Genomic DNA, 24,162 nt, shown 5'->3' on the forward strand with positions numbered 1-24,162 from the left:
AGAACATGACCAACCACATGTTTATCAGCACCATCGCGCAGATCGCGGGTGGTCGCGTTGAAAATGCTGCGGCCGTAGAGATCAGCGGTATCAGTCTGGATTCGCGTGCCGTGGGAACCGGTGCGATGTTTGCGGCACTGCCGGGAACCCGCACGCATGGGGCGACATTCGCGCATGATTCGACGGCCTCAGCTTTCCTCACCGATGAGGAAGGCTGGGTGCTTCTGCAGGATGCGGGGGAGACTCGCCCCGTTGTCGTCGTGAAGCGTGTGCGCGATATTTTGGGTGATGTCGCTTCAGCCATCTACGGAAATCCGTCGAGCAAGCTCACGGTTCTGGGGGTGACGGGAACGTCCGGTAAGACGACGACAACGTACATGCTCGAAGCGGGACTGACAGCGGCTGGCAAGAAGGTCGGGCTGATAGGCACGACGGGTACTCGCATCATGGGCGAGGATGTGCCTACGTCGCTGACCACGCCGGAAGCGCCGAAACTGCAAGAGCTTTTTGCTGAGATGGTCGCGCGCGGTGTCACGCACGTGGTTATGGAGGTGTCTTCGCACGCGCTCGTGTTGGGCCGCGTTGGCGGAACACAGTTCACTGCCGCTGGTTTTACCAACCTTTCGCAGGATCACCTCGACTTTCATCCGACGATGGAGGATTATTTCGAAGCAAAAGCATTGCTTTTCGACGATTCTTTGAAGGCCTCCGTCATCTGCATCGATGACGAATGGGGTGTGAAGATGGCGCAGCGCGCCCACAACGTGATCACCGTAGGAACCAAAAACCAGGATGGCGTTGATTGTTCTGCACGCCTGCTCAGCACGACTGATTCCGGCGCGCAGGATGTGGAGCTTGTTCTAAACGGCACCTCCCACCGCTTCCGCTTGCCGTTGCCGGGGGCGTTCAATGTTGCTAACGCTGCGTTGGCTACTGCGCTGGCTGACTCTGTTGGTGTGGATGTAGAGCGTTTCCTCGCAGGTATTGAAGGGGCGGCGGTTCCTGGCCGTATGGAACGCATTAACTCTGGCCAGGAATTTATCGCGGTGGTGGATTACGCACACAAACCCGCCGCGATTGCCGCTGCTTTAACCACGTTGCGGGAGCAGGTAGATGGACGGCTTGGTGTTGTTGTGGGGGCTGGTGGTGACCGTGATCAGTCAAAGCGCGCGCCCATGGGTGAAGAAGCTGCTCGTCGCGCAGATCTAGTGATCATCACTGATGACAATCCTCGCAGTGAGGACCCAGCGCTGATTCGTCAGGCTGTACGCGCCGGAGCAGAGAAAGTGGAAGGGCCAGAGATCCGTGAGATTGGTTCACGGTCTGAGGCTATCCGGGAACTCGTAGCGTGGGCGCAACCGGGTGATGCTGTCATTGTCGTGGGTAAAGGCCATGAGGTTGGGCAGATAGTCGGTGATGAAGTGCATCACTTTGATGACCGTGAGGAAGTCCGCGCGGCTTTGGCTAGCTTGGGTTTCAAGGAGGATCGACCATGATTCCAATGACACTGCGTCAGATTGCGGACGTCACCGGCGGGACCTTGAGTTCTTCCGCTGACCCGGATGCAACTGTGACCGGGTACGTCGAGTTTGATTCCCGCAAGATCACTGACGGTGGGCTGTTTGTTGCACTCCCTGGTGCGAATGCTGATGGGCATGACTTTGCGGATGCGGCAATGCAGCGCGGTGCAGTCGGTGCACTAGTTGCCCGCGATATCGGTGTGCCAGCTGTGATTCTTCCGCCTGTGCAGCAGGACGAGAATGACAATTCGGACCTCGCGGCGAGTGATCCGGATGGCACTGCCCGAGCAGTTGTGGCCGGTATGTCAAAGTTGGCGCAGTTTGTGGCGCAGGAACTGACGGATAAGCATGGCCTTTCTATTACCGGCGTGACGGGCTCTGCGGGCAAGACCTCCACGAAGGACCTCATTGCAAACGTCCTGGCGTGTGGTGGGGAGACTGTCGCACCACCTGGCTCTTTCAACAACGAGATTGGGCTGCCGTATACGGTGTTGCGCTGCACAGAGGAGACGAAATTCCTCGTGGCGGAGATGTCCGCGCGCGGCATTGGGCACATTGAAAAACTCACGCACATCGCCCCACCTGCGATGAGTGTGGTGCTCAATGTTGGTAGCGCTCACTTGGGTGAGTTTGGCTCGCGTAACAATATTGCGGTGGCCAAGGGTGAGATTGTTGAAGCGCTTCCGGCTGACGGTATTGCGATCCTCAATGCTGATGATGAGTTGGTTGCGGGCATGGCTTCGCGCACCAATGCCAAGGTCGTGACATTCTCCACACACACCAAGGCCGATTACTACGCCACGGGCATCGTGCTTGATGACGTGGCTCGTGCGACATTCACCATGCATACCCCCGGTGGGACGCACGAGGTCTCCTTGAAGGTTTTCGGTGCCCACCAGGTATCCAATGCTTTGGCTGCCGCTGCTGTAGGGATTGAATCTGGCATTGATGCGGCGACGGTGGCTCACGCTTTGAGTAATGCGCACAGCGTGTCCGTCAACCGCATGGATGTTTCCACCCGCGCTGACGGTGTGACAGTGATCAATGATGCCTACAATGCCAACCCCGACTCGATGCGGGCCGGTATCGCTGCTCTTGCATTTACGGCTGCTGCCCGCCCCGGTGTGCGCTCCATCGCGGTGCTGGGGGAAATGGGCGAGCTTGGTGAGGACTCTGTGGCTGCTCACACAGCGCTCGCTGACGATCTTGGGCGATACGGCATCACGCACCTCATCGCGGTGGGGGACACTCCTGAGATTCATGCGCTCATGACAGCCTCTGCCCGCCATGGAATCGCGGTGGCACAAGCCTTTGGTGTCGAGGATGCTGCGGAAACCGTGACCGGTATCCTGAGCTCGGCTCCGCCAGGTGAGGACCACTGGTACGAGCGGACTGACCGCGATGTCGTGCTTGTGAAAGCGAGTAATGCCGCAGGATTGTGGCGCGTAGCCGAGAAGCTGTTGAACACGGAAAGGTAGCAAAAGGTAATCACCATGACCCAGATCATTATGTCGGGGCTGATTAGCTTCCTAGTAGCGATCTTCACTACACCGCTGCTGATCCGTTACTTCACTTCAGCAGGCAAGGGCCAGGAGATCCGTGAGGATGGCCCGAAATCACACATCCGCAAACGCGGCACTCCGACGATGGGTGGCATTGCCATTTTGTTGGGCATCGTGGTTGCTTACCTCGCCGTCGGCTTTTGGGGCATGGCCACGGGGCACGGCGGGTTTACCGCGTCGGGTTTGCTTGTCTTGGGGCTCACCGTGGCTCTTGGCTTGTTGGGCTTTGCCGATGACGGCATCAAACTCTTTTTCAACCGCAACCTCGGTTTGAACAAGACGGCAAAGCTGGTTGGCCAGCTCGCTGTCGCCCTGTTGTTTGGTTTCCTGCTACTTCAGTTCCCAGACGAACAAGGCCTGACACCAGGTTCTACCCACGTGAGCTTCATCCGGGACATTGAGACGTTTGATATTGCCGTCGGTGGGGCAGTGGTGGGCACCATCTTGTTCCTCATCTTCATCTACTTCCTCATCGCCGCATGGTCCAATGCCGTGAACCTCACCGATGGGCTGGATGGCTTGGCTGCTGGTTCCACCGCGCTGGTGATGTTCGGGTACATGATCATGACGTTCTGGCAGTTCAGGAATTCTTGCTCTATTACCCCTGGCCCCGGCTGCTACGACGTCCGTGATCCGCTTGATCTGGCTGTTCTGTGCGCGGCTGGTCTTGGCGCCTGCGTTGGTTTCTTGTGGTGGAACGCTGCGCCAGCCAAGATCTTCATGGGTGATACCGGTTCTTTGGCGCTGGGTGGTCTGGTTGCTGGCGTGTCCATCACCAGCCGCACTGAGGTGCTCATGGTCATTGTTGGTGCGCTCTTTGTCATGGAGGCCGCGTCCGTGGTCATCCAGGTGGCGTCTTTCAAGACGACCGGCAAGCGCGTCTTCCGCATGGCCCCGTTCCACCACCACTTTGAAAACGGCGGGTGGGCAGAGACCACGGTGGTGGTTCGTTTCTGGCTCATCTGTGGCATTGCTGTTGCCCTTGGTCTGGCTATCTTCTACGGTGATTGGCTTTCTGCTACGGGAGTGAGCTTGGCATGACGCGCTACCTCATTGCCGGCGTTGGTGTTTCCGGCCAAGGCGCCACACATTTGCTCCAAGAAGCAGGGCTGTCTTTTGACATCGTTGATGATGATCCGGCTAAAACGGGCACGCTGCGTTCCAACGAGATTTCTTTTGCGGATTACGCCACGGTGGTGACATCCCCTGGGTGGCGTCCGGATTCACCGTTGCTTGTTGCAGCTAAGGAGGCTGGCTGCGAGGTCATCGGTGACGTTGAGCTTTGCTACCGGCTAGACCAACAAGGGGTTTTTGGCCCGCCCCGTGATTGGTTGGTAGTCACCGGCACGAATGGTAAAACCACCACGACCGGCATGTTGGCTGCAATCATGCAGGAGGCTTCGCACTACACGGGCAAGGATGCCGTTGCGTGCGGCAATATTGGTGTCGCCGTGGGCGATGCTTTGATCAGTGAGAAGCGGGCGGACGTCCTCGTCGCAGAGCTGTCCAGCTTCCAACTGCACTGGTCCGACCGCCTCACACCGGATGCTGCTGTGCTGCTCAATTTGGCGGATGATCACATCGATTGGCACGGCTCTTTTGAGGCCTACGCTGAGGCGAAGGCGAAGGTCTTCGCTGCATCCACGGCAGTTGCCGGGATTGACGACGAGCACGTGCGGGACTATGCGCCAGCTCATGCCATTGGGTTTACGGTGAATGAACCACAGGCAGGGCAAGTAGGCATTATTGACGGGAATATTGTCTCCCGCATCGGTGATACGCCAGTGAAGATCACTGCTATTGAGGGGATTGAACCTCCTGGACGTGCCGGGGTGCTCGACGCTCTTGCTGCATCTGCGATCGCGATTACCCGTGGTGCCACCCCGGAACAGATTGACCGGGCGCTGCATTCCTACGAGGTAGCAGGCCACCGCGGTGCTGTGGTGCTCGAAGACAGCGACAACAACATCGTCTGGATCGACAACTCCAAGGCAACCAACCCGCACGCGGCTGATTCCGCGTTGAAGGGCACGACCTCGAAGATTGTGTGGGTTGCTGGTGGACAATTGAAGGGGGCAGATATCTCCGACCTCATCAAGGACCACGGCGCGAAGTTTCGTGCGGTCGCCTTGTTGGGCGTTGATGGCCCAGCAATCAAAGAGGCTGTGGAGTCATACGCCCCGGATGTGCCTACCTTCTACACCGATTCGATTGATCCAGTTGAAGCGATGGAGCAGGTGGTGGATTTCGCCGCCACGCATGCTCGTCCGGGAGATGCGGTGATCCTTGCACCGGCTGCCGCAAGCTTGGATATGTACACCGGTATGGCACAACGCGGAAATCTATTTGCAGATGCTGCGCGCGCCACAAAGGAAAAAGCGAAACAATAGGGCAAAGTAGGCAACGATGACCACGACAGCCACATCAGCCACACGCGCTACACGGAACCAGTACTCCTCGGGCATGGCCCGCGCTCTGTCACGCCTTAACGCGTGGATGGACTCGCGCCCCCTCATTGATTACACGATGGTGCGCACCATCGTCCTTGTTCTCGCCGGTCTAGGCGTTGTCATGGTGACCAGTTCATCGATGACTTGGTCGGCGTTTAACGATGAATCAGTGTGGGCTCAGCCCCTCAAGCAAGCCATCGTTGTTGGAATGGGCCTATTTGCTTTTTGGGTTGCCCTGCAAATTTCGCCCGAAAAAATCCGTAACTTCGCTGCGGCATTCATGGGCGTGTCCATCCTCCTACTCATCCTCGTGCTTATCCCAGGTATTGGTACTGGCCGTGATGAAGTGGGCTCCCAGTCGTGGATCTACATCGCTGGTCTTCAGCTGCAGCCTTCTGAGATCGCCCGCGTGGCCATCTGTGTCTGGGGCGCGTCCATCCTGGCAAACAAGAACCCGCGGCAGATGCTCCAGCTGACCAATGGGTTTGCGCCATTCATTGGTGTGTCCATTGTCTGCATGGGCCTTATTGGTGCCCAAGGTGATCTGGGCATGATGGTGTCTTTTGCCATCGTGGTCGCATTCATCCTGCTGTTTGCTGGTGTGACGTGGAAGTTCATTGGTATCGTCGCAGGTTTTGGCGTGGCGTTGCTCATTCCCTTGATGGCTGCCGGTGGCTACCGTTCGGACCGTCTGCGGGTGTACGTTGATGCTCTCTTTGGACACTTTGAGGACACACGCGGTTCGGCTTTCCAGTCCTACCAAGGTTTCCTTTCCCTGGCTGATGGTTCTTTCTTTGGTGTCGGTCTGGGCCAGTCCCGTGCGAAGTGGTTCTACCTGCCGGAGGCAAAGAACGACTTCATTTTTGCGGTTATCGGCGAAGAGCTCGGCTTGTGGGGCGGTGCACTCGTTATCATCCTGTTTGCCCTTCTCTTGTTCTTTGGCTTGCGCACGGCACGCCGAGCACAAAATCAGTTCCAGGCTCTGCTGGCTGCGGCCATCACCACCGGTATCGTCTCGCAGGCGTTCATCAACATCGGGTATGTCATCGGTTTGCTGCCAGTGACTGGTATTCAGCTGCCGATGATTTCAGCCGGTGGTACCTCGGCCGTGATTACCCTTGGTGCGATGGGCTTGGTGGCATCTGTGGCGCGCCATGAGCCGGATGCAGTGTCCTTCATGCAGAACTACGGTCGCCCGCTGTTTGACCGTATGTTCTTCCTCGCGGAGCCCAAGGCGCCACGTCCTGCTGTGCGCCGAGGCCCGCGTCAAGCACCGCGCCGTGTCCGTGAAGCTCCAGTGCCGACCCCAGTCACCGCTCGCCGCCGTACGCAATACACTGACACCCGACGCGCAAGCTAGCTACGTAGAGGAGAAACGTGTCTTTCAACGTTGTTGTTGCTGGTGGTGGGACAGCTGGGCACATCGAACCGGCACTCGCTGTGGCAGAGGTGCTGCGTGATGAGTTCGGTGCTTCCGTCACTGCTCTAGGCACAGAGAAGGGATTGGAAACATCCATTATCCCCGCCCGTGGTTTTGAGCTTGATCTAGTGGACCCGGTGCCTATTCCACGGGAGCAACCCCTCAAGCTTCTTGGTGTTCCAGCCAAGCTAGTGAAGTCGGTGAATCAAACTCGTAAGGCGCTGAAGCAACGTCAGGCCAATGCGGTCTTTGGTACCGGCGGCTATGTTTCTGCTTCTGCCTACCTGGCAGCGAAGTCCCTAGGTATTCCTTTTTATGTTCTGGAAACCAACGCGTTAGCCGGCATGGCCAACAAGTTGGGTATCCGTCTTGGCGGAGTGGGCTTCAACGCGGTGCCCAATTCCGGTATGCCTGGCCAGGTCGTTGGCGTTCCTGTTCGTCCCGGTGTGGGCAAGGATGCAGATGGTGTGAAGGCGGAGCGGGGCTACAAGACGTGGAACCTTGATCCGCACAAGCCAACGGTGTTGGTCACCGGTGGTTCCCAAGGGGCCCGCAGTATTAATGAGGCGCTCTCCGGTGCCGTCGGCCGACTCACCGCAGCCGGATATCAGGTGCTTCATGCGTATGGCCGCAAGAATGATGCACCGGAACCACACAAGGGCTACACCGCGGTGCCGTACATCGAAGATATGGAAGCTGCGTATGCGGTGACCGATGTGGTTATTTGTCGCTCTGGTGCCATGACCGTCGCAGAGAATTCCGCTGCTGGCGTGCCTGCGATTTACATTCCGTTGCCGCATGGCAATGGTGAGCAAGGCCTGAATTCTGCGCACCTTGTCGAAGCAGGCGCTGCTATGCGTATCGACGACGCCGTGCTCACCCCCGATGCTCTCGTCGCCGCGGTCACGGAGATTCTTGGTGGCAAGGGCGAAGAAATGAAGCAAGCACTTTCCGGCACACAAGCTGGCAATGCGGCGCAAGCTATTGCCCGCCGCATCATGGGAAAGGATTCGTAGTGAGCGACCCAGTTGATCTTTCGCGCGTCCATTTGATTGGTATCGGTGGCGCTGGCATGTCCGGCGTGGCCCGCATCCTCCTTGATCGCGGAAGCGTGGTCACGGGTTCTGATGTGAAGGACTCACGCCCGGTACGCGCACTACGCACCCAAGGGGCGCTGATCGCCGTGGGCCATGATGAACAGAACTTGAATCTCGCAGGGGATCCGCCCACCGTTGTGGTGACCAGTTTTGCTGCCATTCCGAAAGACAATCCGGAACTTGTCAAAGCAGCTGAGCTAGGGATTCCGGTGATTCGTCGCTCAGATCTTCTGGGGAAGCTCATGGAGGGCTACACCCAGATGCTCTTCGCGGGCACGCACGGAAAGACCTCTACTACCTCTATGGCGGTTGTTGCTTTGCAGGCGGCAGGGGAGGACCCGTCCTTCGCCATTGGTGGGCAGCTCAATCGCGCCGGTACGAATGCTCACCACGGCAGCGGCAGTGTTTTCGTGGCTGAAGCAGATGAATCAGATGCGTCGCTGCTGCGCTACACGCCGGACATCGCCGTGATCACCAACATTGAACCGGATCACTTGGACTACTTCGGCGATGAGGCGTCCTACTTTCAGGTTTTTGATGATTTCGCCGACCGCATCACTGAGACCGGAACCCTCGTTGTGTGTCTGGATGATGAGGCGACGGCACAATGCGGTGAGCGTGCACTCGAGCGCGGGATCAACGTTGTTGGGTATGGCACGGTCACGCACCCACGGATTCCTAACCATGCTCGTGTGACCAGTGAGCGCTTGGAAAGCACCACGACGTTTGTCACTGTGGAGCTGAACGGCACTCTTTTCGAGTACTCGCTATCGATTCCGGGGCGCCATATGGTGCTCAATTCAGCCGCTGCACTGTTGGCAGGAAGCATTGCTGGAGCGGATCCAGTCAAGCTAGCTGAGGGGTTGTCTGGTTTCACCGGCGTGCGTCGTCGTTTTGAGTTCCGGGGTGAACTGCCTAGTGGCACGCGTGTTTATGACGATTATGCGCACCACCCAACAGAAGTCGCCGCGGTGCTCTCTGCAGCGAAGGCTGCACATGACCGCGTTGTGGTGTGTTTCCAGCCGCACTTGTACTCGCGGACTATCAATTTTGCACAGGAATTCGCTGATGCGCTTTCGCTCGCTGATGCGGCGGTTGTCCTTGATATTTTTGGTGCCCGCGAAACTCCAGTGGAAGGTGTTGATTCCCGCATCATCACCGACAAAATGAGCATTGAGGCTATCTATGATCCGGACTTTTCCCACGCACCGATATCGGTTGCGCAGGTGACTCGCCCTGGTGATGTGGTGATCACCATGGGTGCTGGCAGCGTAACTATGCTCGCAGAGCCACTTCTGGCTGCCCTCGCGGAGGCAGAACAGTGAAACGCGTAGTAGCAATCAGCGCTGCGGTCTTCATCACGCTCGCGGTGCTGTGGTCGGTGGTGTATTTCACCCCGCTCATGTCGGTGAAGCACATTGAGGTCGAAGGCAACATTCACATCAGCGAGGAGGATGCTGTTGCTGCCTCTGGTGTTCAATCAGGAACTCCACTTGCCCAGGTGAAACTTCGGGACGCCGCAGCGGGCGTTGTCTCCTTGCCTTGGGTGAAATCTGCTACCGCATCCCGAGGCTGGCCATCCACGATCAAGCTGACGGTGACGGAGAATGACGCAGTGGCGTTTTTCAACCAGCCAGACGGATCGCATTTGCTCGATGCGGAAGGCCGTGAGTTTGCAGTGGATGTCCCACCGGAAAATGCAGTGGAACTAACAGGCGCTGCCGGCACTGATGAATCGGTGCGTAAAGGGGCGGTTGACATCGCTGGTGTACTGAGTGATCAGGCGCGAGACAACGTCGAGTCGATCGAAGCGCGTGGGAAACATGATTACGTGCTGCACGTGAAGGAACGCCGGACTGTCACGTGGGGTGCGTCCGAAGACAACCGGAATAAGTCCCTGGCGCTTGACACTGTGCTGCAACGCGAAGGGACAGAGTTCAACATTACGAACCCTCAGTTGGTCACTGTCCGCTAAACCCCAGGTCACAAACCCTAAAGTAGAGGTTGAGGGTACCGACACGCCGGAAAAATTCGCCGAATTTTGCATTCGGTTGGTCATGATGGGAGGCGTTGTCCGAATTTTTGAGAAAGAACCCTGAAAGGCGAGCCCCATCCATGACCTCTCCTAGCAATTACCTCGCCATGATCCGCGTCGTCGGTGTCGGTGGCGGTGGCGTCAACGCTGTTAACCGCATGATCGAGGAGGGCCTGAAGGGTGTTGAGTTTGTAGCTATCAACACTGATTCCCAGGCACTGCTGTTCACTGATGCTGATACGAAGCTGGATATCGGCCGTGAAGCAACCCGTGGCCTTGGTGCTGGCGCTAACCCGGAGGTTGGCCGCACCTCCGCTGAGGACCACAAGCAGGAGATTGAAGAGTCCCTGAAGGGTTCCGACATGGTGTTCGTCACCGCTGGCGAAGGTGGTGGCACCGGTACGGGTGCTGCGCCGGTTGTTGCTGGTATTGCGAAGAAGATGGGTGCTCTCACCATCGGTGTTGTCACCCGTCCGTTCTCCTTTGAGGGCAAGCGCCGTACCCGCCAGGCGCTGGAGGGCATTGAGAACCTGAAGGAAGTTTGCGACACCGTCATCGTCATTCCGAATGACCGTCTGCTTCAGCTGGGTGACGCTGAGCTGTCCATGATGGAAGCGTTCCGCGCTGCGGATGAGGTGCTGTACAACGGTGTCCAGGGCATCACCAACCTCATCACCATCCCGGGCATGATCAACGTTGACTTCGCTGACGTCCGCTCTGTTATGGCTGATGCTGGTTCCGCTCTCATGGGCGTTGGCTCCGCACGTGGTGATAACCGTGTGATGGCTGCTACTGAGCAGGCCATCAACTCCCCGCTGTTGGAGACCACGATGGAGGGCGCCAAGGGTGTGCTCATTTCTGTCGCGGGTGGTTCGGACCTGGGCCTCATGGAAGTCAACAACGCCGCGTCTATCGTCGAGGAGAAGGCCGACGATGACGCCAACATCATCTTCGGCACGATCATCGATGACAACCTGGGTGATGAGGTCCGCGTGACCATCATCGCGACTGGTTTCGATGAGAAGGCAAATGCCCGCCCCGAGGAGGAAGCGCCGGCACCGTCCACGGGCAGCTCCCTCTTTGATGCTGAGCCAAAGTCCGAACTGAATAGTGACGACGAGGACGATAAGGCAGAAGAGAATCCTGCGGACAAGCGAGTGGAGTACACGCCGCGCCACCGTTATGACGACAAGCGTGGCGGCCTGTTCACCAACTCGGAGAGTGAGTCCCGCGAGTCCCGTGACTCCGAGCCGTACCGCTCAGCTCGACGTGATGTGGAGGACCTTGACGTCCCAGACTTCCTGCGTTAATGAACACCACTGATACCTCCAAGCGCCCCGTCCGCATGGCTTTTACTAACCGTGCGGCGGGGAATCTTGCTTCTCACGTTGGGGATGATCCGGCCACGGTCGCAGCGAACCGCCAACGTCTCGCGGATGTGTTCGGGCTCAAGCCAGAGCAGTTCGTGTGGATGGAGCAGTTGCATACGAATGCGGTAACCGTCGTCGATAAGCAACAAGATGCTCCGGTTGCAGCGACCGATGCCATCGTGACCACCGCGGAGGACCTTGTTTTGTGCGTGCTCGTCGCGGACTGCGTGCCGGTTCTCTTGGCTGATCCGCACGCAAAGGTCATCGCCGCAGTACATGCTGGCCGCATTGGTGCGCGCAACGGCATTGTGAAAAACACAGTCGAAGAAATGGTGAAGCTGGGCGCCACCCCGGGAACTATCAACGCGCTGTTGGGCCCGGCTGCCGCGGGGGAGTCCTACGAGGTGCCCTGGCAGATGGCCGAGGATGTGGAGAAACATCTGCCTGGCTCGAAAACCCGCACTAGGAAGGGCACGCCCGGAATTGACGTTCGCGCGGGGATTATCCACCAACTCATGTCACTCGGCGTGATGCATGTTGAAGTGCATCCGGCTGACACGATTACAGATGACACTTTTTTCTCCTACCGGCGCGAGAAAGAAACTGGCCGCCAGGCAGGCATTGTCTGGTTGGCAGGGGATAAATAATGGATCGTTTAACGGAACTGAAAACCAACCTGGACACCATCACGCGCGAAGTGCGTGAAGCCGAGCAGAAGGCTGGCCGCGAACCCGGCAGTGTCACTATTTTGCCGGTGACCAAGTTTCATCCCGCGGAACATATTGCTCTGCTTGCGCAGCTCGGTGTCACCATGGTGGGGGAGAACCGCGAACAAGAAGCGAAGCAGAAGAAAGCAGAGCTGGGCGACCTCATTGACATCGCCATGATCGGCCAGATTCAAACCAAGAAAGCGAATTCTGTGACGCGGTGGGCCAGTTCCGTCCACTCACTCGACTCCATCAAACTTGCGCGCGCACTCAACCGTGGCATGGATAATGCGGAGCGCACCGAACCGCTGCCATGCCTCATTCAGCTCTCCTTTGACGATGATGCCAACCGTGGCGGCGTCGCACGGGAAGATCTTCCCGCGCTCATCGAGGAAGTCGCGGAGCTAGAGAATCTGCTTATCGACGGCTTCATGGTCGTCCCCCCAATCGGCGAGGATCCGGTGCCGGTCTTTGAGACGTCGAAAAGCATTGCGATGCATTACGAAAACGAACTTGGCCGAACGATGAAACTATCCGCCGGCATGTCCGCAGATTTTGTGGATGCGATTGCGTGTGGGTCTGACATCGTGCGTGTCGGAACCAAGCTGCTTGGAACACGACCCGTACTCTAAAAATCAACCATAAACCGCCCGCGAACAGGAGACCTAACCCCCATGTCTTTCTCCAACAGCCTGAAGGAATTCTTCGGTCTCGGCCAGTACGATCCGTCAGTCGACCCCTACTACGACGACCCAGCATACGAGGAGGCCGGCACTTCTTACAGCCGTACTCCCCGCGACTACTCCGCAGCCATCATCAGTGTCCGTCCGCGCGATTACAACGACGCGAAGGAGATCGGCGAGCCGTTCCGCGACGGTGACGCAGTGGTCATGGACCTGTCTTCTGTGGATCGTCCGACCGCGATGCGTCTGATCGACTTTGCTGCAGGCCTTTGCTTCGCGGCACGCGGCAAGATGCACAAGCTGTCGCGCACCGGGGATGATCAGCTGGTCTTCGCTATCGTTCCGGAAAACGCACGCACCACTGTGGGTGAGCTGGAGCGTGCAGCTCACCTGCGTTAGGGTGTATTGCCGTGACTATGATCGGCGCTATTCTTTATGCTCTCATTGGGCTGTACACCTTCATGGTGATTGTCCGGCTCATCATTGAGATGATCCAGTCATTCTCCAAACATTTTTCTCCGCCACGCTGGTTCATGGTTATCGCGGAATTCTTCTTTGTCACCACGGACCCGCCACTCCGACTCCTTCGTCGCTTCATCCCGCCGCTCCCATTGGGCGGGGTGGCGCTCGATGTCAGTGTGATTGTGCTGTTCATCGCACTGATGCTGTTGAGTGCCGTGGTGCGTCTCAGTTTTGGAATCTAGACTGTTTGGATGATTCACCCTCGGGTTCACGTTGAGGGTGAGTATGCTGTGGGCTAAGATTTACCTAGCTATTTCGTAGCCATCGTCCATCTACCAATGAAAAGACGTGCTTCAAGCACATCTATCCGAAGGGAACTCACATGCCGCTGACACCAGCAGACGTGCACAATGTCGCTTTCAGCAAGCCGCCAATTGGCAAGCGCGGTTACAACGAGGACGAGGTTGATCAGTTCCTGGACCTCGTGGAAGACACTCTTGCCCAACTGCAGGACGAGAACGATGAACTTCGTGCTCGCCTGGAAGAAGGTGGGGCTCCGACGGCAGAGAAGGTAGATGAGGCTGCTATCCGCCGTGAGGTGGAGGAGAAGCTGCGCAAGGAGTATGAGGCCCGCATTGAGCGCGCTGAGAACGAGGCAAAGAAGGCCAAGGAAGCTCAGCCGAAGGTCGCTGCAGCTGCAGCACCAGCTCCGCAGGCTGACACCAGTGACGCCAACGTCCAGGCCGCGCGCGTCCTTGGTCTGGCGCAGGAGACCGCTGATCGTCTGACCAACGAGGCACAGGAAGAAGCCCGTCGCCTGGTTGCGCAGGCACAGACGGACGCGAATTCTCAGGTAGCAGAAGCAGAGAAGAATGCAACTGTTACCACCAAGAACGCTGAGCAGAAGGCCAACCAGCTGGTGGCTGAGGCACAGCGCAAGGCTGAGGAGACCACGAACGAGGCTAACTCCCGTGCTGAGGCTTCCATCCGTAAGGCCGAAGAACAGGCGGCACAGCTGCGCTCTGACGCTGAGCGCAAGCACACCGAAATCATGACCACGGTGAGGCAGCAGCAGTCTGCCTTGGAGGCACGTATCGCTGAGCTGCGTACCTTCGAGCGTGAGTACCGCACCCGTCTGAAGACTCTGCTGGAGTCCCAGCTGGAGGAGCTGGAGACGCGAGGTTCTTCCGCACCGTCTGGTGAACAGAAGTAACACAATGTGTTTGACCCGCCCGAAAGGGCGGGTATTTTTTTGTGCGCTACACTGTCTACTGTCCAACTATCACGCAGTGATCCGGCTATCACCGGGGAGCGTTCCGGAAGAACGGCGCAAGCTCATTAGAACCGGAAAATCCACTAATGAAGTGGGGGACTTTTATGTCCCCAAGCGGGGTGGTACCGCGCGAGTGATCGCGTCCCCGCGGCTGAAGTGGAGGATTCATGGAAAACACAGCCCGCGTGTACCCGAAAGTGGACATGACCGGGGGGTCGCAGAAGTTCCCTGAAATGGAGCAAATCGTCCTTGATTACTGGAAGCAGGACGATACGTTCCAGGCCAGCCTGAAAAACCGTGAGGGCAAGGAGGAATACGTCTTCAATGACGGCCCGCCTTTTGCTAACGGTCTGCCGCACTACGGCCACCTTCTGACGGGCTACGTGAAGGACATTGTTCCGCGTTTCCGCACCATGACCGGCTACCATGTGCCGCGCGTGTTTGGTTGGGACTGCCACGGTCTGCCTGCTGAGCTGGAAGCAGAGAAACAGCTGGGCATCACCGACAAGGCTCAGATCCAGGACATGGGGCTGGCCAAGTTCAATGAGTACTGTGCCCAGTCCGTCATGCACTATGCCGGCGAGTGGGAGGACTATGTCACCCGCCAGGCACGTTGGGTTGATTTTGAAAACGGCTACAAGACCATGGACATCGAGTACATGGAATCCGTCATGTGGGCGTTCAAGACTCTCTATGACAAGGGGCTGATCTACCAGGGTTTCCGTGTGCTGCCGTATTCGTGGGCTGAGCACACTCCGTTGTCCAATCAGGAGACGCGTCTGGATGATTCCTATAAGGAACGCCAGGACCCGACGGTGACGGTGACGTTGCCGCTCACCGGCGCACGTGAGGGCTTCCCGGCGGTAAAGACGTGGGAGAACCACCCGGAGCTCCATACTGCTGAGGCACTCGCTTGGACGACGACCCCGTGGACCCTGCCATCCAACCTTGCTCTGGCCGTTGGTCCGGAGATTGAGTACACCTTGCTTCGCGTCACGGACGGTGACTTCGCTGGCCGTAGCTTCCTCATCGCCACTTCCCTCATCGGGTCCTACGCGAAGGAACTGGGTGAGCATGAGGTTGTGTCCACCTTCCAGGGCAGCGAACTCGAGGGCCTGACCTACAAGCCGGTCTTTGACTACTTTGCTGATCAGCCGAACGCGTTCATGGTCCTGGTCGCTGATTACGTGTCTACGGAAGACGGCACCGGTATCGTCCACCAGGCCCCGGCCTTTGGTGAGGACGACATGATCACGTGCGAAAAGTACGGCATTGACCTGGTCATCCCCGTTGACGCTGATGGCAAATTCACCAGCCTCGTTCCTGATTACCAGGGCAAGCTCGTCTTCGATGCCAACCGCGACATCATCCGTGATCTGCGCGCAGCTGACCGCGTCCTGCAGGACAAGGTCATTGTTCACTCCTACCCGCACTCCTGGCGTTCGGGTGAGCCGCTGATCTACATGGCGCTGCCAGCATGGTTTGTCAAGGTTGTGGACATCCGTGACCGCATGGTGGAGCTCAACCAGACCATCGACTGGATTCCTAGCCACGTGCGTGACGGCCAGTTTGGTAAGTGGCTTGAGGGCGCACGGGATTGGAATATTTCCCGTACCCGTTACTGGGGTTCGCCGGTTCCGGCATGGGTGTCTGACAACCCGGAGTACCCGCGCGTAGATGTGTATGGCTCCCTCGATGAGCTGGAGAACGACTTCGGTGTTCGCCCTGAATCCTTGCACCGCCCGTACATCGATGAGCTGGTGCGCCCGAACCCGGATGATCCGACGGGGCAGTCCATGATGCGCCGCGTACCGGATGTCCTGGACTGCTGGTTTGAGTCCGGCTCCATGCCGTTTGCGCAGTACCACTACCCGTTTGAGAACGCGGAAGAACATGATGCTCGTCAGCCGGCAGACTTCATCGTGGAGTACTCCGGCCAAAGCCGTGGTTGGTTCTACGTCCAGCACGTGCTGGCAACCGCCCTGTTTGACCGCGTGGCTTACAAGCAGGTTGTTGCTCACGGCATAGTGCTGGGCTCGGACGGCCAGAAGATGTCCAAGTCCAAGGGCAATTACCCGAACGTGAATGAGGTCTTTGACCGCGATGGCTCTGATGCGATGCGCTGGTTCCTCATGTCCAGCCCGATCCTCCGGGGTGGCAACCTCATTGTGACGGAGCAAGGCATCCGTGATGGTGTCCGCCAGGCAATCCTGCCACTGTGGAATGCGTACTCGTTCCTGCAGCTGTACGCGGACAGGGAGGCGGAGTTCTCCACCGAGTCCACGAATGTGCTTGACCGCTACATCCTGGCCAAGCTGCATGACATGGTGGATAACATCAAGAAGGCGCTCGATGCCACGGACATCTCCGGCGCATGCGAGGAGGTTCGACTGTTCGCGGACACCCTGACCAACTGGTACGTGCGCCGCTCCCGTGATCGTTTCTGGGCTGGCCAGGACGAGCACCCGGAGGCCTTCAACACCTTGTACACGGTGCTGGAGATCCTGTGCCGTGCAACCGCACCGCTGTTGCCATTCATCTCTGAGGTGATGTGGCGTGGTCTGACCGGTGGGCGAAGCGTGCACCTGCAGGACTACCCGGAGGCACAGAACATTCCGGCTGATGATGCTCTGGTGGCATCCATGGACGCCACCCGCGCGGTGTGCTCCGCAGCATCGTCTGTGCGTAAGTCCAACAAGCTGCGTAACCGTCTTCCGTTGCCACAGCTCACGGTTGCTTTGCCGGATGCGGACTCCCTGGAGAACTTCCAGGACGTCATCCGTGATGAGGTCAACGTGAAGAATGTGGAGCTCACCACCGATGTGGACGCAGCTGGGTCCTTCGAAGTTGTGGTCAACGCTAAAGTCGCTGGACCAACCCTGGGCAAGGACGTGCAGCGTGCCATCAAGAACGTCAAGGCTGGCAACTACGTCCGTGAGGGCGACAACGTGGTAGTCGATGGTGACATTGTTCTCACCCCGGAGCTCTACACCGAGCGCCTCGTGGCGGAGAACCCCGATAGCACCGCCCGCGTGGACGCTGGTGAGGCCGTGGGTCTGGTTGTCCTGGACACCAACGTCACTGAGGAGCTCGAATCCGAGGGTTGGGCAGCGGATGTCATCCGTGGCCTGCAGGATGCCCGCAAGCAGGAAGGCCTTGAAGTCTCCGACCGCATCTCCGTGGTCCTGTCCGTTCCGGCGGACAAGGAGCAGTGGGCACGCACTCACGCCGATCACATTGCTGCGGAGACCCTGGCCACATCCTTCGAAGTGGTCACCGAACCGGTCGCTGGCCACGACGTGGTCGACGGTGTGACTGCGAGCGTGCAGAAGAACTAGAGGTATGTCTCGCTGGGTGTTGCACATTGACATGGACGCGTTCTACGCGTCCTGTGAGCAGCTCACCCGGCCGACTCTCAAGGGCCGCCCCGTGCTCGTCGCTGGTGTGACGGGCAGGGGAGTGGTCGCTGGTGCTTCCTATGAAGCACGCAAATACGGCGCGCGTTCCGCGATGCCCACGTATCGGGCGGTGAGATTAGTAGGTTCCAAAGCCGTCCTTGTCGCCCCGCGTCGTGCTGTGTATTCCACGGCGTCGCGCCGGGTGTTTGAGATCATTGCCCGCCATGTTGATGTGGTGGAGCAGCTCTCCATCGATGAGGCGTTCATGGAGCCCGCACACCTCCAGGGTGCTGCCCCGGAGGATGTTGAGCAGTGGGCGAATCAGCTCCGTGAAGCAATCCGGGAGGAAACAGGCCTGCCCAGTTCCATCGGGGCAGGCACGGGCAAGCAGTACGCAAAGATTGCCTCTGGCCTGGCTAAACCGGACGGTGTCTTTATTATTCCGCGCAGCCGACAGAAGGATATTCTGCATCCACTTCCCGTCAATGAACTGTGGGGCGTTGGCCCCGTCACGGGCGCGAAACTCACCAACGCGGGTGTTGAAACCATTGGGGACTTCGCACAACTCACGGAGAAAGAGGTGGATATTGCGCTTGGGGGTGCCGTGGCAAAGCAACTCTGGCAACTCGCGCGCGGTACTGATGAACGGCCCGTCGCCCCACGTGCGGAAGCCAAGCAAATCTCCGCGGAGCACACGTATCCGACTGATCTGACCACCACTGCGGAAGTGGAGGCCGCTATCAGGCGCGCGGCGAGTGAGTCTCATCGTCGATTGCTTATCGACGGTCGCGGCGCCCGCACCGTCACCGTCAAACTCAAACTGACTGACTTCCGGATTGAATCCCGTTCTATGACGTTGCCGTATGCGACGGATGATGCAGACACTCTCACCGCAGCCGCTTTCAAAATCGCCCGTTACCCGGATGAAGTAGGCCCGATCCGCCTGGTAGGAGTAAGTTTCTCCGGCCTTGAGTCCATCATGCAGGACACTCTTTTCCCGGAACTGGACCAGGAGATCACACCCCACCAAGTGATCCCGGAAGAAACCGGTGTGTCTGACCTGCCTGATGTAGTCGCGCCCATACCTGAACCGACACAGACAGAACAGACAGAATCGGGTTGGCGCGCTACCCAAGATGTCATCCACTCGGAGTACGGCCATGGTTGGATCCAGGGCACGGGCCACGGCTTTGTCACCGTGCGCTTTGAAACCCGCGCGACAGGCCCCGGCAAAGTGGTCAACCTGCGCGTGGACGATCCGGACCTTAAGCCGGGCGACCCGATTGATTCGTTGGCGTGGGACGACTGGTTGGAACGCTAAAACGAGCGATCAAACCGCCGTCATTCCGCGGGGCCAGCTCTAGTTTCCCGCCATGTGACGTCGCAATACTGTCCGTCAGCGTGAGCCCCAAACCATGACCAGATCCAGTGAAGGGCTCTACAAACGTGGCCACATCCTCCGCCGTCAATACTGACCCGGAACTCTCCACCGTCACGGTGGCCATCCCATCACACACATTCAGCGCACCCGCGACATACTCCCCGTGCGTGTGCGCATTACGAACCAGGTTGGACACAGCGTGCTGCAACAACACCGGATCACCCGTGACGGTGACTGACTCCGCATCAATCCCACAGTCACGACAAATAGCGCCAAAATCAATCGCATCAACCGTGGGCATTTCTGCACGGGCGAGGTCCAGAAGCGCGGTCACAGTCTTCGCGCTACCGGCATTGACCTCACGGATTCGTATTAGCGCTTCCCGCAATTCGCTGTCATCGTTGCCGGACAAAGCTACATCCGCGATGGTTTGAATAGTGGAGATCGGGGTTTTCAATTCATGGGAGGCATTCGCGGAGAAACGTTTCTGTGCGGTGATGGAATCAGCCAGCGTATCCAGCATGGTGTCCAGTGCCTTCGACACATCCCCGAGCTCATCAGACGCACCGGAATAACCTGTGCGCTCCTTCATGTCGCCGGCGGTCACTTTGCGCGCAGTCGAAGCAATCGAGGACAGCGGCGTGATCACCCATCCGGCCACGAACCATCCGATGACGCCGGCAAGCACCGTCAACACCAGCAGACTCACCAAGGAAGCGGTCAGCATCGCGCGCAGAATTTCACTGGTGACCGGCACCGCACCGTCGATCACCGCTGAGTCCGGGAACTCAGCACGGAAGGGGACCGGCGTTAGTTTCAGGTAGCCGTAGACCAGCGCGATGAGCGCGAGGCCCACCGAAGCCGTAGTGGCCACGAACATTGCTGTGATGCGGGAACGTAGACTCATTTGACGTAGTACCCCTCACCAGGTCGAGTGAAAATTACTTGTGGCTCGCCGAGTTTCTTCCGCAGATAAGAAATGGTCACGCGCGGTGAATTAGTAAACGGATCTGCATTCTCATCCCAGGCCTGCTCCAACAGTTCCTCCGCTGAGAGCACCGCGCCACCGGCTTCCATGAGCACTTCCAACACCGCGAATTCTTTCGGACTGAGGGCAATCTCTGTTTCTCCCCGCATCACGCGCCGTCGCACGGTATCCATCCGGACATCACCAGCCACCAAAACAGAATCACGCTTCGGGGAATTCCGCCTACCCAGTGCAGCCACGCGTGCGATGAGTTCGGGTAGCTCAAACGGCTTTGGCAGATAGTCATCCGCGCCCAAGTCAAACCCACTCAGCCGATCATCGAGGGTGCCAGACGCCGTCAACATCAGCACACGGATGTGAGGGTAATCGGACACGATGCGCGCACAGACCTCATCACCGTGCACGCCTGGCAGGTCGCGGTCCAGCACCACGACGTCGATGCCGCCGCCGGAACTTTCAAGTTTTTCTACGGCCGCGGTGCCGTCGTAAAGCACCTCCGCCCGCATTCCCTCCCTGGTCAGAGCGGTGTGCAATGCGTCGGCGAGATAAACCTCGTCTTCAACGATGAGTACATGAGGGGACATGAAAAATGATCTTAACGCTCTCGCAACATCGCTCTCCGTAACGTGCGAAGCATGCGGATAGTAGGAATTGATGTGGCACGCGCAATCGCGCTCATTGCCATGGTGGCCGCGCACCTCACATTCACTGGTGCGAACACTCTGGGCATTATGGGCCAGCTGCTCTACGGGTTCCCGGCGGCGCTGTTTGCGTTCCTGGCAGGAATTTCCATGAGCTTGATGCGCCCGCACCCGGTGACCTTCTTGGTGCGTGGGCTGATCCTCATCATCCTTCACTTCGCGCTGGTTCCCTTCGCCGGAACGATCGAAGTGGTCCTACTACCGCTGGGCCTTGCAATGATGCTTCTCGCCTTCATTCCTTCCTGGAGCACACCTCGGCTGGTCGCTGTTGGCATTGCTGCCATTGCTCTCAGCGCGACGACGAGTCAGCTGGGAGGAATCTTCGGCGCACCCTATCCACTGGCCATGTGGGTCGCCCTCATGGTGGCCGGCATGCTGTTCAACCGGGTAAAGCACCTCAGTCTCGCTGCGGTTATCGGAATGGGGTTAGCAATCGCGGACATCTACCTCCGCCTGCATGTTGTGCTGCCGGTATGGCTCGACGCCAATGGCCACACGGGAGGAGTCATGGATGTTCTTGGCTCAATCGGGATGTCAGCAGCAGTGGTCGGTGTGTGCCGCTTGCTGTACTCCATCATCCCGGCGTCCCCGGTGCTTCAACCGATGGGCTCGATGACGCTCACCCTGTACTGCCTCCACATCGTGACTTCGGAGTATCTGTCTTTCGTTGTCACGGTGGCAGTGGCAGCAGTCATCGCTGTGGCGTGGAAGCACTTCTTCACACGCGGCCCGCTCGAAGCCGTGGTCGCGAGCATTACTAAAACCGCTAAGGAGAAATATGAAACTCGCACGCACAGCAGCGCTCGTAGCAACAGCTAGCCTGCTCAACCCGACCCTTGCTCTTGCTATGGAGAGCAAGGACATGGCAGGGAACACCGCTGAAGCCAACACGGTTGTCTCGCTGCGTATGCAAGACGATGAGCCAGAAGACGGCACCTGCACCGGCACCGCGATTGCTCCGCACTGGGTGCTCACCGCACGCCACTGCATGGAAATGTTTGACAAGGCCGGCGGCAGCGTCCGCACCTTGCAGGGTGAAGACCAGCGCGTTTACGAGGTTGACCGCTGGGAGAAGGCACCGATCGGCGACATCGGCCTGGTTCACACCGTCCAGGACATGCAGCTGGACTACTACGCGGAGGTGTCCAAGGAAACCCTCGCTGACGGTGACGTCACCCTCTACGGCTGGTCCTCTGACGGTTCCGGTGGTTCCACGCAGCTGCCAATTGCTCAGGGTACCTCCAAGACAAGCGATGAAGCACCCGCGCTTTTCGACGCCCCCAATGCCGCCGTCATCGACCTTGCGGATGAAGCTCGCATCCAGCCCGGTGATTCCGGCGGACCGATCTTCCAGGACGGTCGTGTCTCCGCAGTGATGTCCGCGAGCCTGTTCAGCGACCCGGATAACCCGTCCGAAGAGGAACTGCTCAGCACTCCGAAGGTGGCTGTTGCCCCGGTGGCAGCTCAGTACGAGTGGATCGACAACATCATCCAGCAGCCGGAACCAGACATGGTGACGGAGAGCAACGACAGCAAGACCTGGTGGATCGCTGGTGTTCTTGGCGTGATCGCCCTGATCGGTGCCGGGGCACTTCTGCTCAAGCGCCGATAACTTCTGCCGGATCGATCCCAGCCCGCAACGCCACCGCCAAAGCGATGCGGGCTTGGCCGGCACGGAGCCAACCGGAGGGAATCACCCCGAACTTTCCCAGGGTGTTTCCTCCGCCGGGGCCGCCGTAGGCGAAATCGACCTTGCCGAAGGGCACGGAAGTCGACAGCACAATCGGCATCGATAGATCTGCCAGTGCTTCGCCCACCTCCGGAGAGACATTGCCCCCGCCGAGTCCTTCCACAACGATGCCGTCTGCGTTCTCACACCCGTCGAGAATGCTTGTCGGCGCCCCGGGATAGCAGGTGATGATGGGCACGTTCAGCCCTGCCAACGACACTGGCGGAAGATGGTAGGGGTAATACGGAACATCACCGGTAGGAACAAACGGATTCAATGCCCCCGTATCTGCCTTGATCAGTCCGCGAGCAGACAAAACCTCACCGGCAAACACCACGTGCGCGCCGGGAGACAACGATTGCACTGCAGTTCGCAGATTCTCAAAACCATCCGGTTCCTTGTGGTCCGCTGGCCGCATCGCACCAGTGATCACTATGGGGCGTTCGAAGAAGAGATCCAGTGCAAATGCGGTATCTACCAGCGAGTCAGTTCCGTGTGTCACCACAACCCCTGAATGGTCTGCCAGTTCCTCTTGCACGGCTGCGACCACTGCGTCAATATCCGCGAATGTCATCGCCGATGAATCGAGCGCAGTGATGTCACGCGCCGAGACACCTGAAAGGCCCGCGCGCTCCACCAAGTCCGTCGCGGAAAGGGTTGGCGTTAACCCGCCATCACCATCGCGAGTACAAGCGATGGTCCCACCAGTGGAAATTACTGAAACATGCACCATATTCCCAAGAGTGCCACAGGCGCGCCGGTTGGACCTACGTGACCAAACCGGTAACGTGAAAACGGTGAAAACACGCAAATTTGTAGCTATTATGACCGCCTTCGGTGCCGCAGTGACTCTCGCGGCGTGCTCGAACGACGACTCAGGTGATAACGGGACCACCGGAACCACAGCGAATAGTGGGGCCGAGCAGGCACCGGTTGCGGAGACACCCACCGCGGCAGAACTCAATGAGATCCTTGCCCGCGCGACCAACCCGGACCTTCCCATGGAGGAACGCACCCGCACCGTTCAGGGGGGCGAGAACGCGGTTGAAATCTTCGATGTGATGACGCAGGCGAAGCATGAATCTGGAGCTGACTTCCAGGTAGTGGAGCCAATCTTGCCGGGATACACTCCGACTGAGGTGCTCGCTACCGTGAACTTCACCCAGCCAGATCAGGGCCCGACCACGGCAGAAAACGTTACCTTCGTCTACGAGGACGGAACCTGGAAGCTCTCCCAATCCTGGGCCTGCACCCTCATCCGCAACACCGTTGCACCTGAGCAGGTTCCTGCCATGTGTGAAGCAGAAGCGCCGGAACAGGCACCAGAGCAGGCGCCGGAAGAAGAGGTCCAGATCGAGGACCAAGCGCCAGCGCTCTAGTTTTCTT

General features: G+C 58.5%; 22 protein-coding genes. 19 read left to right on the forward strand and 3 right to left on the reverse strand.

Translation table 11 applies throughout. From position 1 onward, the window contains the following. The first annotated feature begins 5 nt into the window (after positions 1-5). The 16 genes from QP968_RS01195 to QP968_RS01270 all read left to right on the forward strand — a co-directional run bounded on the left by QP968_RS01195 (position 6) and on the right by QP968_RS01270 (position 19,298). Entirely contained in the window at positions 6-1,496 is a 1,491-nt protein-coding gene (locus QP968_RS01195; RefSeq protein ID WP_284854515.1) for a UDP-N-acetylmuramoyl-L-alanyl-D-glutamate--2,6-diaminopimelate ligase, read from the forward strand. Continuing rightward, on the forward strand, positions 1,493-2,998 hold the full coding sequence (locus QP968_RS01200; protein WP_284854516.1) for a UDP-N-acetylmuramoyl-tripeptide--D-alanyl-D-alanine ligase: 1,506 nt from the start codon (positions 1,493-1,495) through the stop codon (positions 2,996-2,998). Before QP968_RS01195 ends, QP968_RS01200 begins: the two co-directional genes overlap by 4 nt. Positions 2,999-3,013: 15 nt before the next feature. Then, a complete protein-coding gene (mraY, locus tag QP968_RS01205; RefSeq protein WP_284854517.1) occupies positions 3,014-4,123 on the forward strand; it encodes a phospho-N-acetylmuramoyl-pentapeptide-transferase in 1,110 nt (369 codons plus the stop codon). Continuing rightward, positions 4,120-5,472: a UDP-N-acetylmuramoyl-L-alanine--D-glutamate ligase gene (murD, locus tag QP968_RS01210; protein WP_284854518.1), complete on the forward strand. Its 1,353-nt coding sequence runs from the start codon at positions 4,120-4,122 to the stop codon at positions 5,470-5,472. The genes mraY and murD overlap by 4 nt, the downstream gene beginning before the upstream one ends. 16 nt (positions 5,473-5,488) lie before the next feature. Continuing rightward, entirely contained in the window at positions 5,489-6,892 is a 1,404-nt protein-coding gene (locus QP968_RS01215) for an FtsW/RodA/SpoVE family cell cycle protein (protein WP_284854519.1), read from the forward strand. A gap of 17 nt (positions 6,893-6,909) precedes the next feature. Continuing rightward, positions 6,910-7,968, forward strand: a complete 1,059-nt coding sequence (locus QP968_RS01220) for a UDP-N-acetylglucosamine--N-acetylmuramyl-(pentapeptide) pyrophosphoryl-undecaprenol N-acetylglucosamine transferase (RefSeq protein WP_284854520.1) — start codon at positions 6,910-6,912, stop codon at positions 7,966-7,968. After that, positions 7,968-9,374 carry a UDP-N-acetylmuramate--L-alanine ligase gene (gene murC, locus QP968_RS01225; RefSeq protein ID WP_284854521.1) on the forward strand — a complete coding sequence of 469 codons (1,407 nt, stop codon included), beginning with the start codon at positions 7,968-7,970 and terminating at the stop codon, positions 9,372-9,374. Before QP968_RS01220 ends, murC begins: the two co-directional genes overlap by 1 nt. Next, complete coding sequence (locus QP968_RS01230) at positions 9,371-10,024, forward strand: cell division protein FtsQ/DivIB (RefSeq protein ID WP_284854522.1); 654 nt, start codon at positions 9,371-9,373, stop codon at positions 10,022-10,024. Before murC ends, QP968_RS01230 begins: the two co-directional genes overlap by 4 nt. A gap of 140 nt (positions 10,025-10,164) precedes the next feature. Continuing rightward, complete coding sequence (gene ftsZ / locus QP968_RS01235) at positions 10,165-11,394, forward strand: cell division protein FtsZ (RefSeq protein ID WP_284854523.1); 1,230 nt, start codon at positions 10,165-10,167, stop codon at positions 11,392-11,394. Beyond that, complete coding sequence (gene pgeF / locus QP968_RS01240) at positions 11,394-12,101, forward strand: peptidoglycan editing factor PgeF (RefSeq protein WP_284854524.1); 708 nt, start codon at positions 11,394-11,396, stop codon at positions 12,099-12,101. The genes ftsZ and pgeF overlap by 1 nt, the downstream gene beginning before the upstream one ends. Further along, the gene (locus QP968_RS01245) at positions 12,101-12,793 is read left to right on the forward strand and encodes a YggS family pyridoxal phosphate-dependent enzyme (protein ID WP_284854525.1); all 693 of its coding nucleotides are present in this window, start codon (positions 12,101-12,103) and stop codon (positions 12,791-12,793) included. The genes pgeF and QP968_RS01245 overlap by 1 nt, the downstream gene beginning before the upstream one ends. A gap of 42 nt (positions 12,794-12,835) precedes the next feature. Continuing rightward, the gene (locus tag QP968_RS01250; RefSeq protein WP_284854526.1) at positions 12,836-13,243 is read left to right on the forward strand and encodes a cell division protein SepF; all 408 of its coding nucleotides are present in this window, start codon (positions 12,836-12,838) and stop codon (positions 13,241-13,243) included. Between the two features lie 17 nt (positions 13,244-13,260). Continuing rightward, positions 13,261-13,548 (forward strand): YggT family protein, encoded by a 288-nt coding sequence (locus QP968_RS01255; RefSeq protein WP_284854826.1) that lies wholly within the window; start codon positions 13,261-13,263, stop codon positions 13,546-13,548. A gap of 140 nt (positions 13,549-13,688) precedes the next feature. Then, positions 13,689-14,519: a DivIVA-like cell division protein Wag31 gene (gene wag31 / locus QP968_RS01260; protein ID WP_284854528.1), complete on the forward strand. Its 831-nt coding sequence runs from the start codon at positions 13,689-13,691 to the stop codon at positions 14,517-14,519. A 227-nt stretch (positions 14,520-14,746) separates the two neighbouring features. Further along, positions 14,747-17,917, forward strand: coding sequence for an isoleucine--tRNA ligase (ileS, locus tag QP968_RS01265; RefSeq protein ID WP_284854529.1), 3,171 nt, complete (start codon positions 14,747-14,749; stop codon positions 17,915-17,917). A gap of 4 nt (positions 17,918-17,921) precedes the next feature. After that, a complete protein-coding gene (locus QP968_RS01270; protein WP_284854530.1) occupies positions 17,922-19,298 on the forward strand; it encodes a DNA polymerase IV in 1,377 nt (458 codons plus the stop codon). Here the strand turns inward: QP968_RS01270 and QP968_RS01275 are convergent. Then, positions 19,243-20,265, reverse strand: coding sequence for a sensor histidine kinase (locus QP968_RS01275; protein WP_284854531.1), 1,023 nt, complete (start codon positions 20,263-20,265; stop codon positions 19,243-19,245). The genes QP968_RS01270 and QP968_RS01275 overlap by 56 nt on opposite strands. Beyond that, positions 20,262-20,930 (reverse strand): response regulator transcription factor, encoded by a 669-nt coding sequence (locus tag QP968_RS01280; protein WP_284854533.1) that lies wholly within the window; start codon positions 20,928-20,930, stop codon positions 20,262-20,264. The genes QP968_RS01275 and QP968_RS01280 overlap by 4 nt, the downstream gene beginning before the upstream one ends. Positions 20,931-20,981: 51 nt before the next feature. Between QP968_RS01280 and QP968_RS01285 the strand changes: the two genes are divergently transcribed. Together QP968_RS01285 and QP968_RS01290 are read left to right on the forward strand one after the other, a co-directional pair. Then, on the forward strand, positions 20,982-21,866 hold the full coding sequence (locus QP968_RS01285) for a DUF418 domain-containing protein (protein WP_284854534.1): 885 nt from the start codon (positions 20,982-20,984) through the stop codon (positions 21,864-21,866). Beyond that, positions 21,826-22,659 carry a trypsin-like serine protease gene (locus QP968_RS01290; RefSeq protein WP_284854536.1) on the forward strand — a complete coding sequence of 278 codons (834 nt, stop codon included), beginning with the start codon at positions 21,826-21,828 and terminating at the stop codon, positions 22,657-22,659. The genes QP968_RS01285 and QP968_RS01290 overlap by 41 nt, the downstream gene beginning before the upstream one ends. On the opposite strand, the gene QP968_RS01295 is transcribed toward QP968_RS01290, so the two are convergent. Then, entirely contained in the window at positions 22,646-23,509 is an 864-nt protein-coding gene (locus QP968_RS01295; RefSeq protein ID WP_284854537.1) for an asparaginase, read from the reverse strand. The two genes, QP968_RS01290 and QP968_RS01295, sit on opposite strands and share 14 nt — an antisense overlap. Positions 23,510-23,573: 64 nt before the next feature. On the opposite strand from QP968_RS01295, the gene QP968_RS01300 reads away from it, so the two are divergent. Then, positions 23,574-24,155 (forward strand): WKL family lipoprotein, encoded by a 582-nt coding sequence (locus QP968_RS01300; protein ID WP_502869980.1) that lies wholly within the window; start codon positions 23,574-23,576, stop codon positions 24,153-24,155. Positions 24,156-24,162 lie beyond the last annotated feature (7 nt).

The organism is Corynebacterium sp. MSK041, assembly GCF_030232265.1.
In the GTDB taxonomy this organism is placed as follows: domain Bacteria; phylum Actinomycetota; class Actinomycetes; order Mycobacteriales; family Mycobacteriaceae; genus Corynebacterium.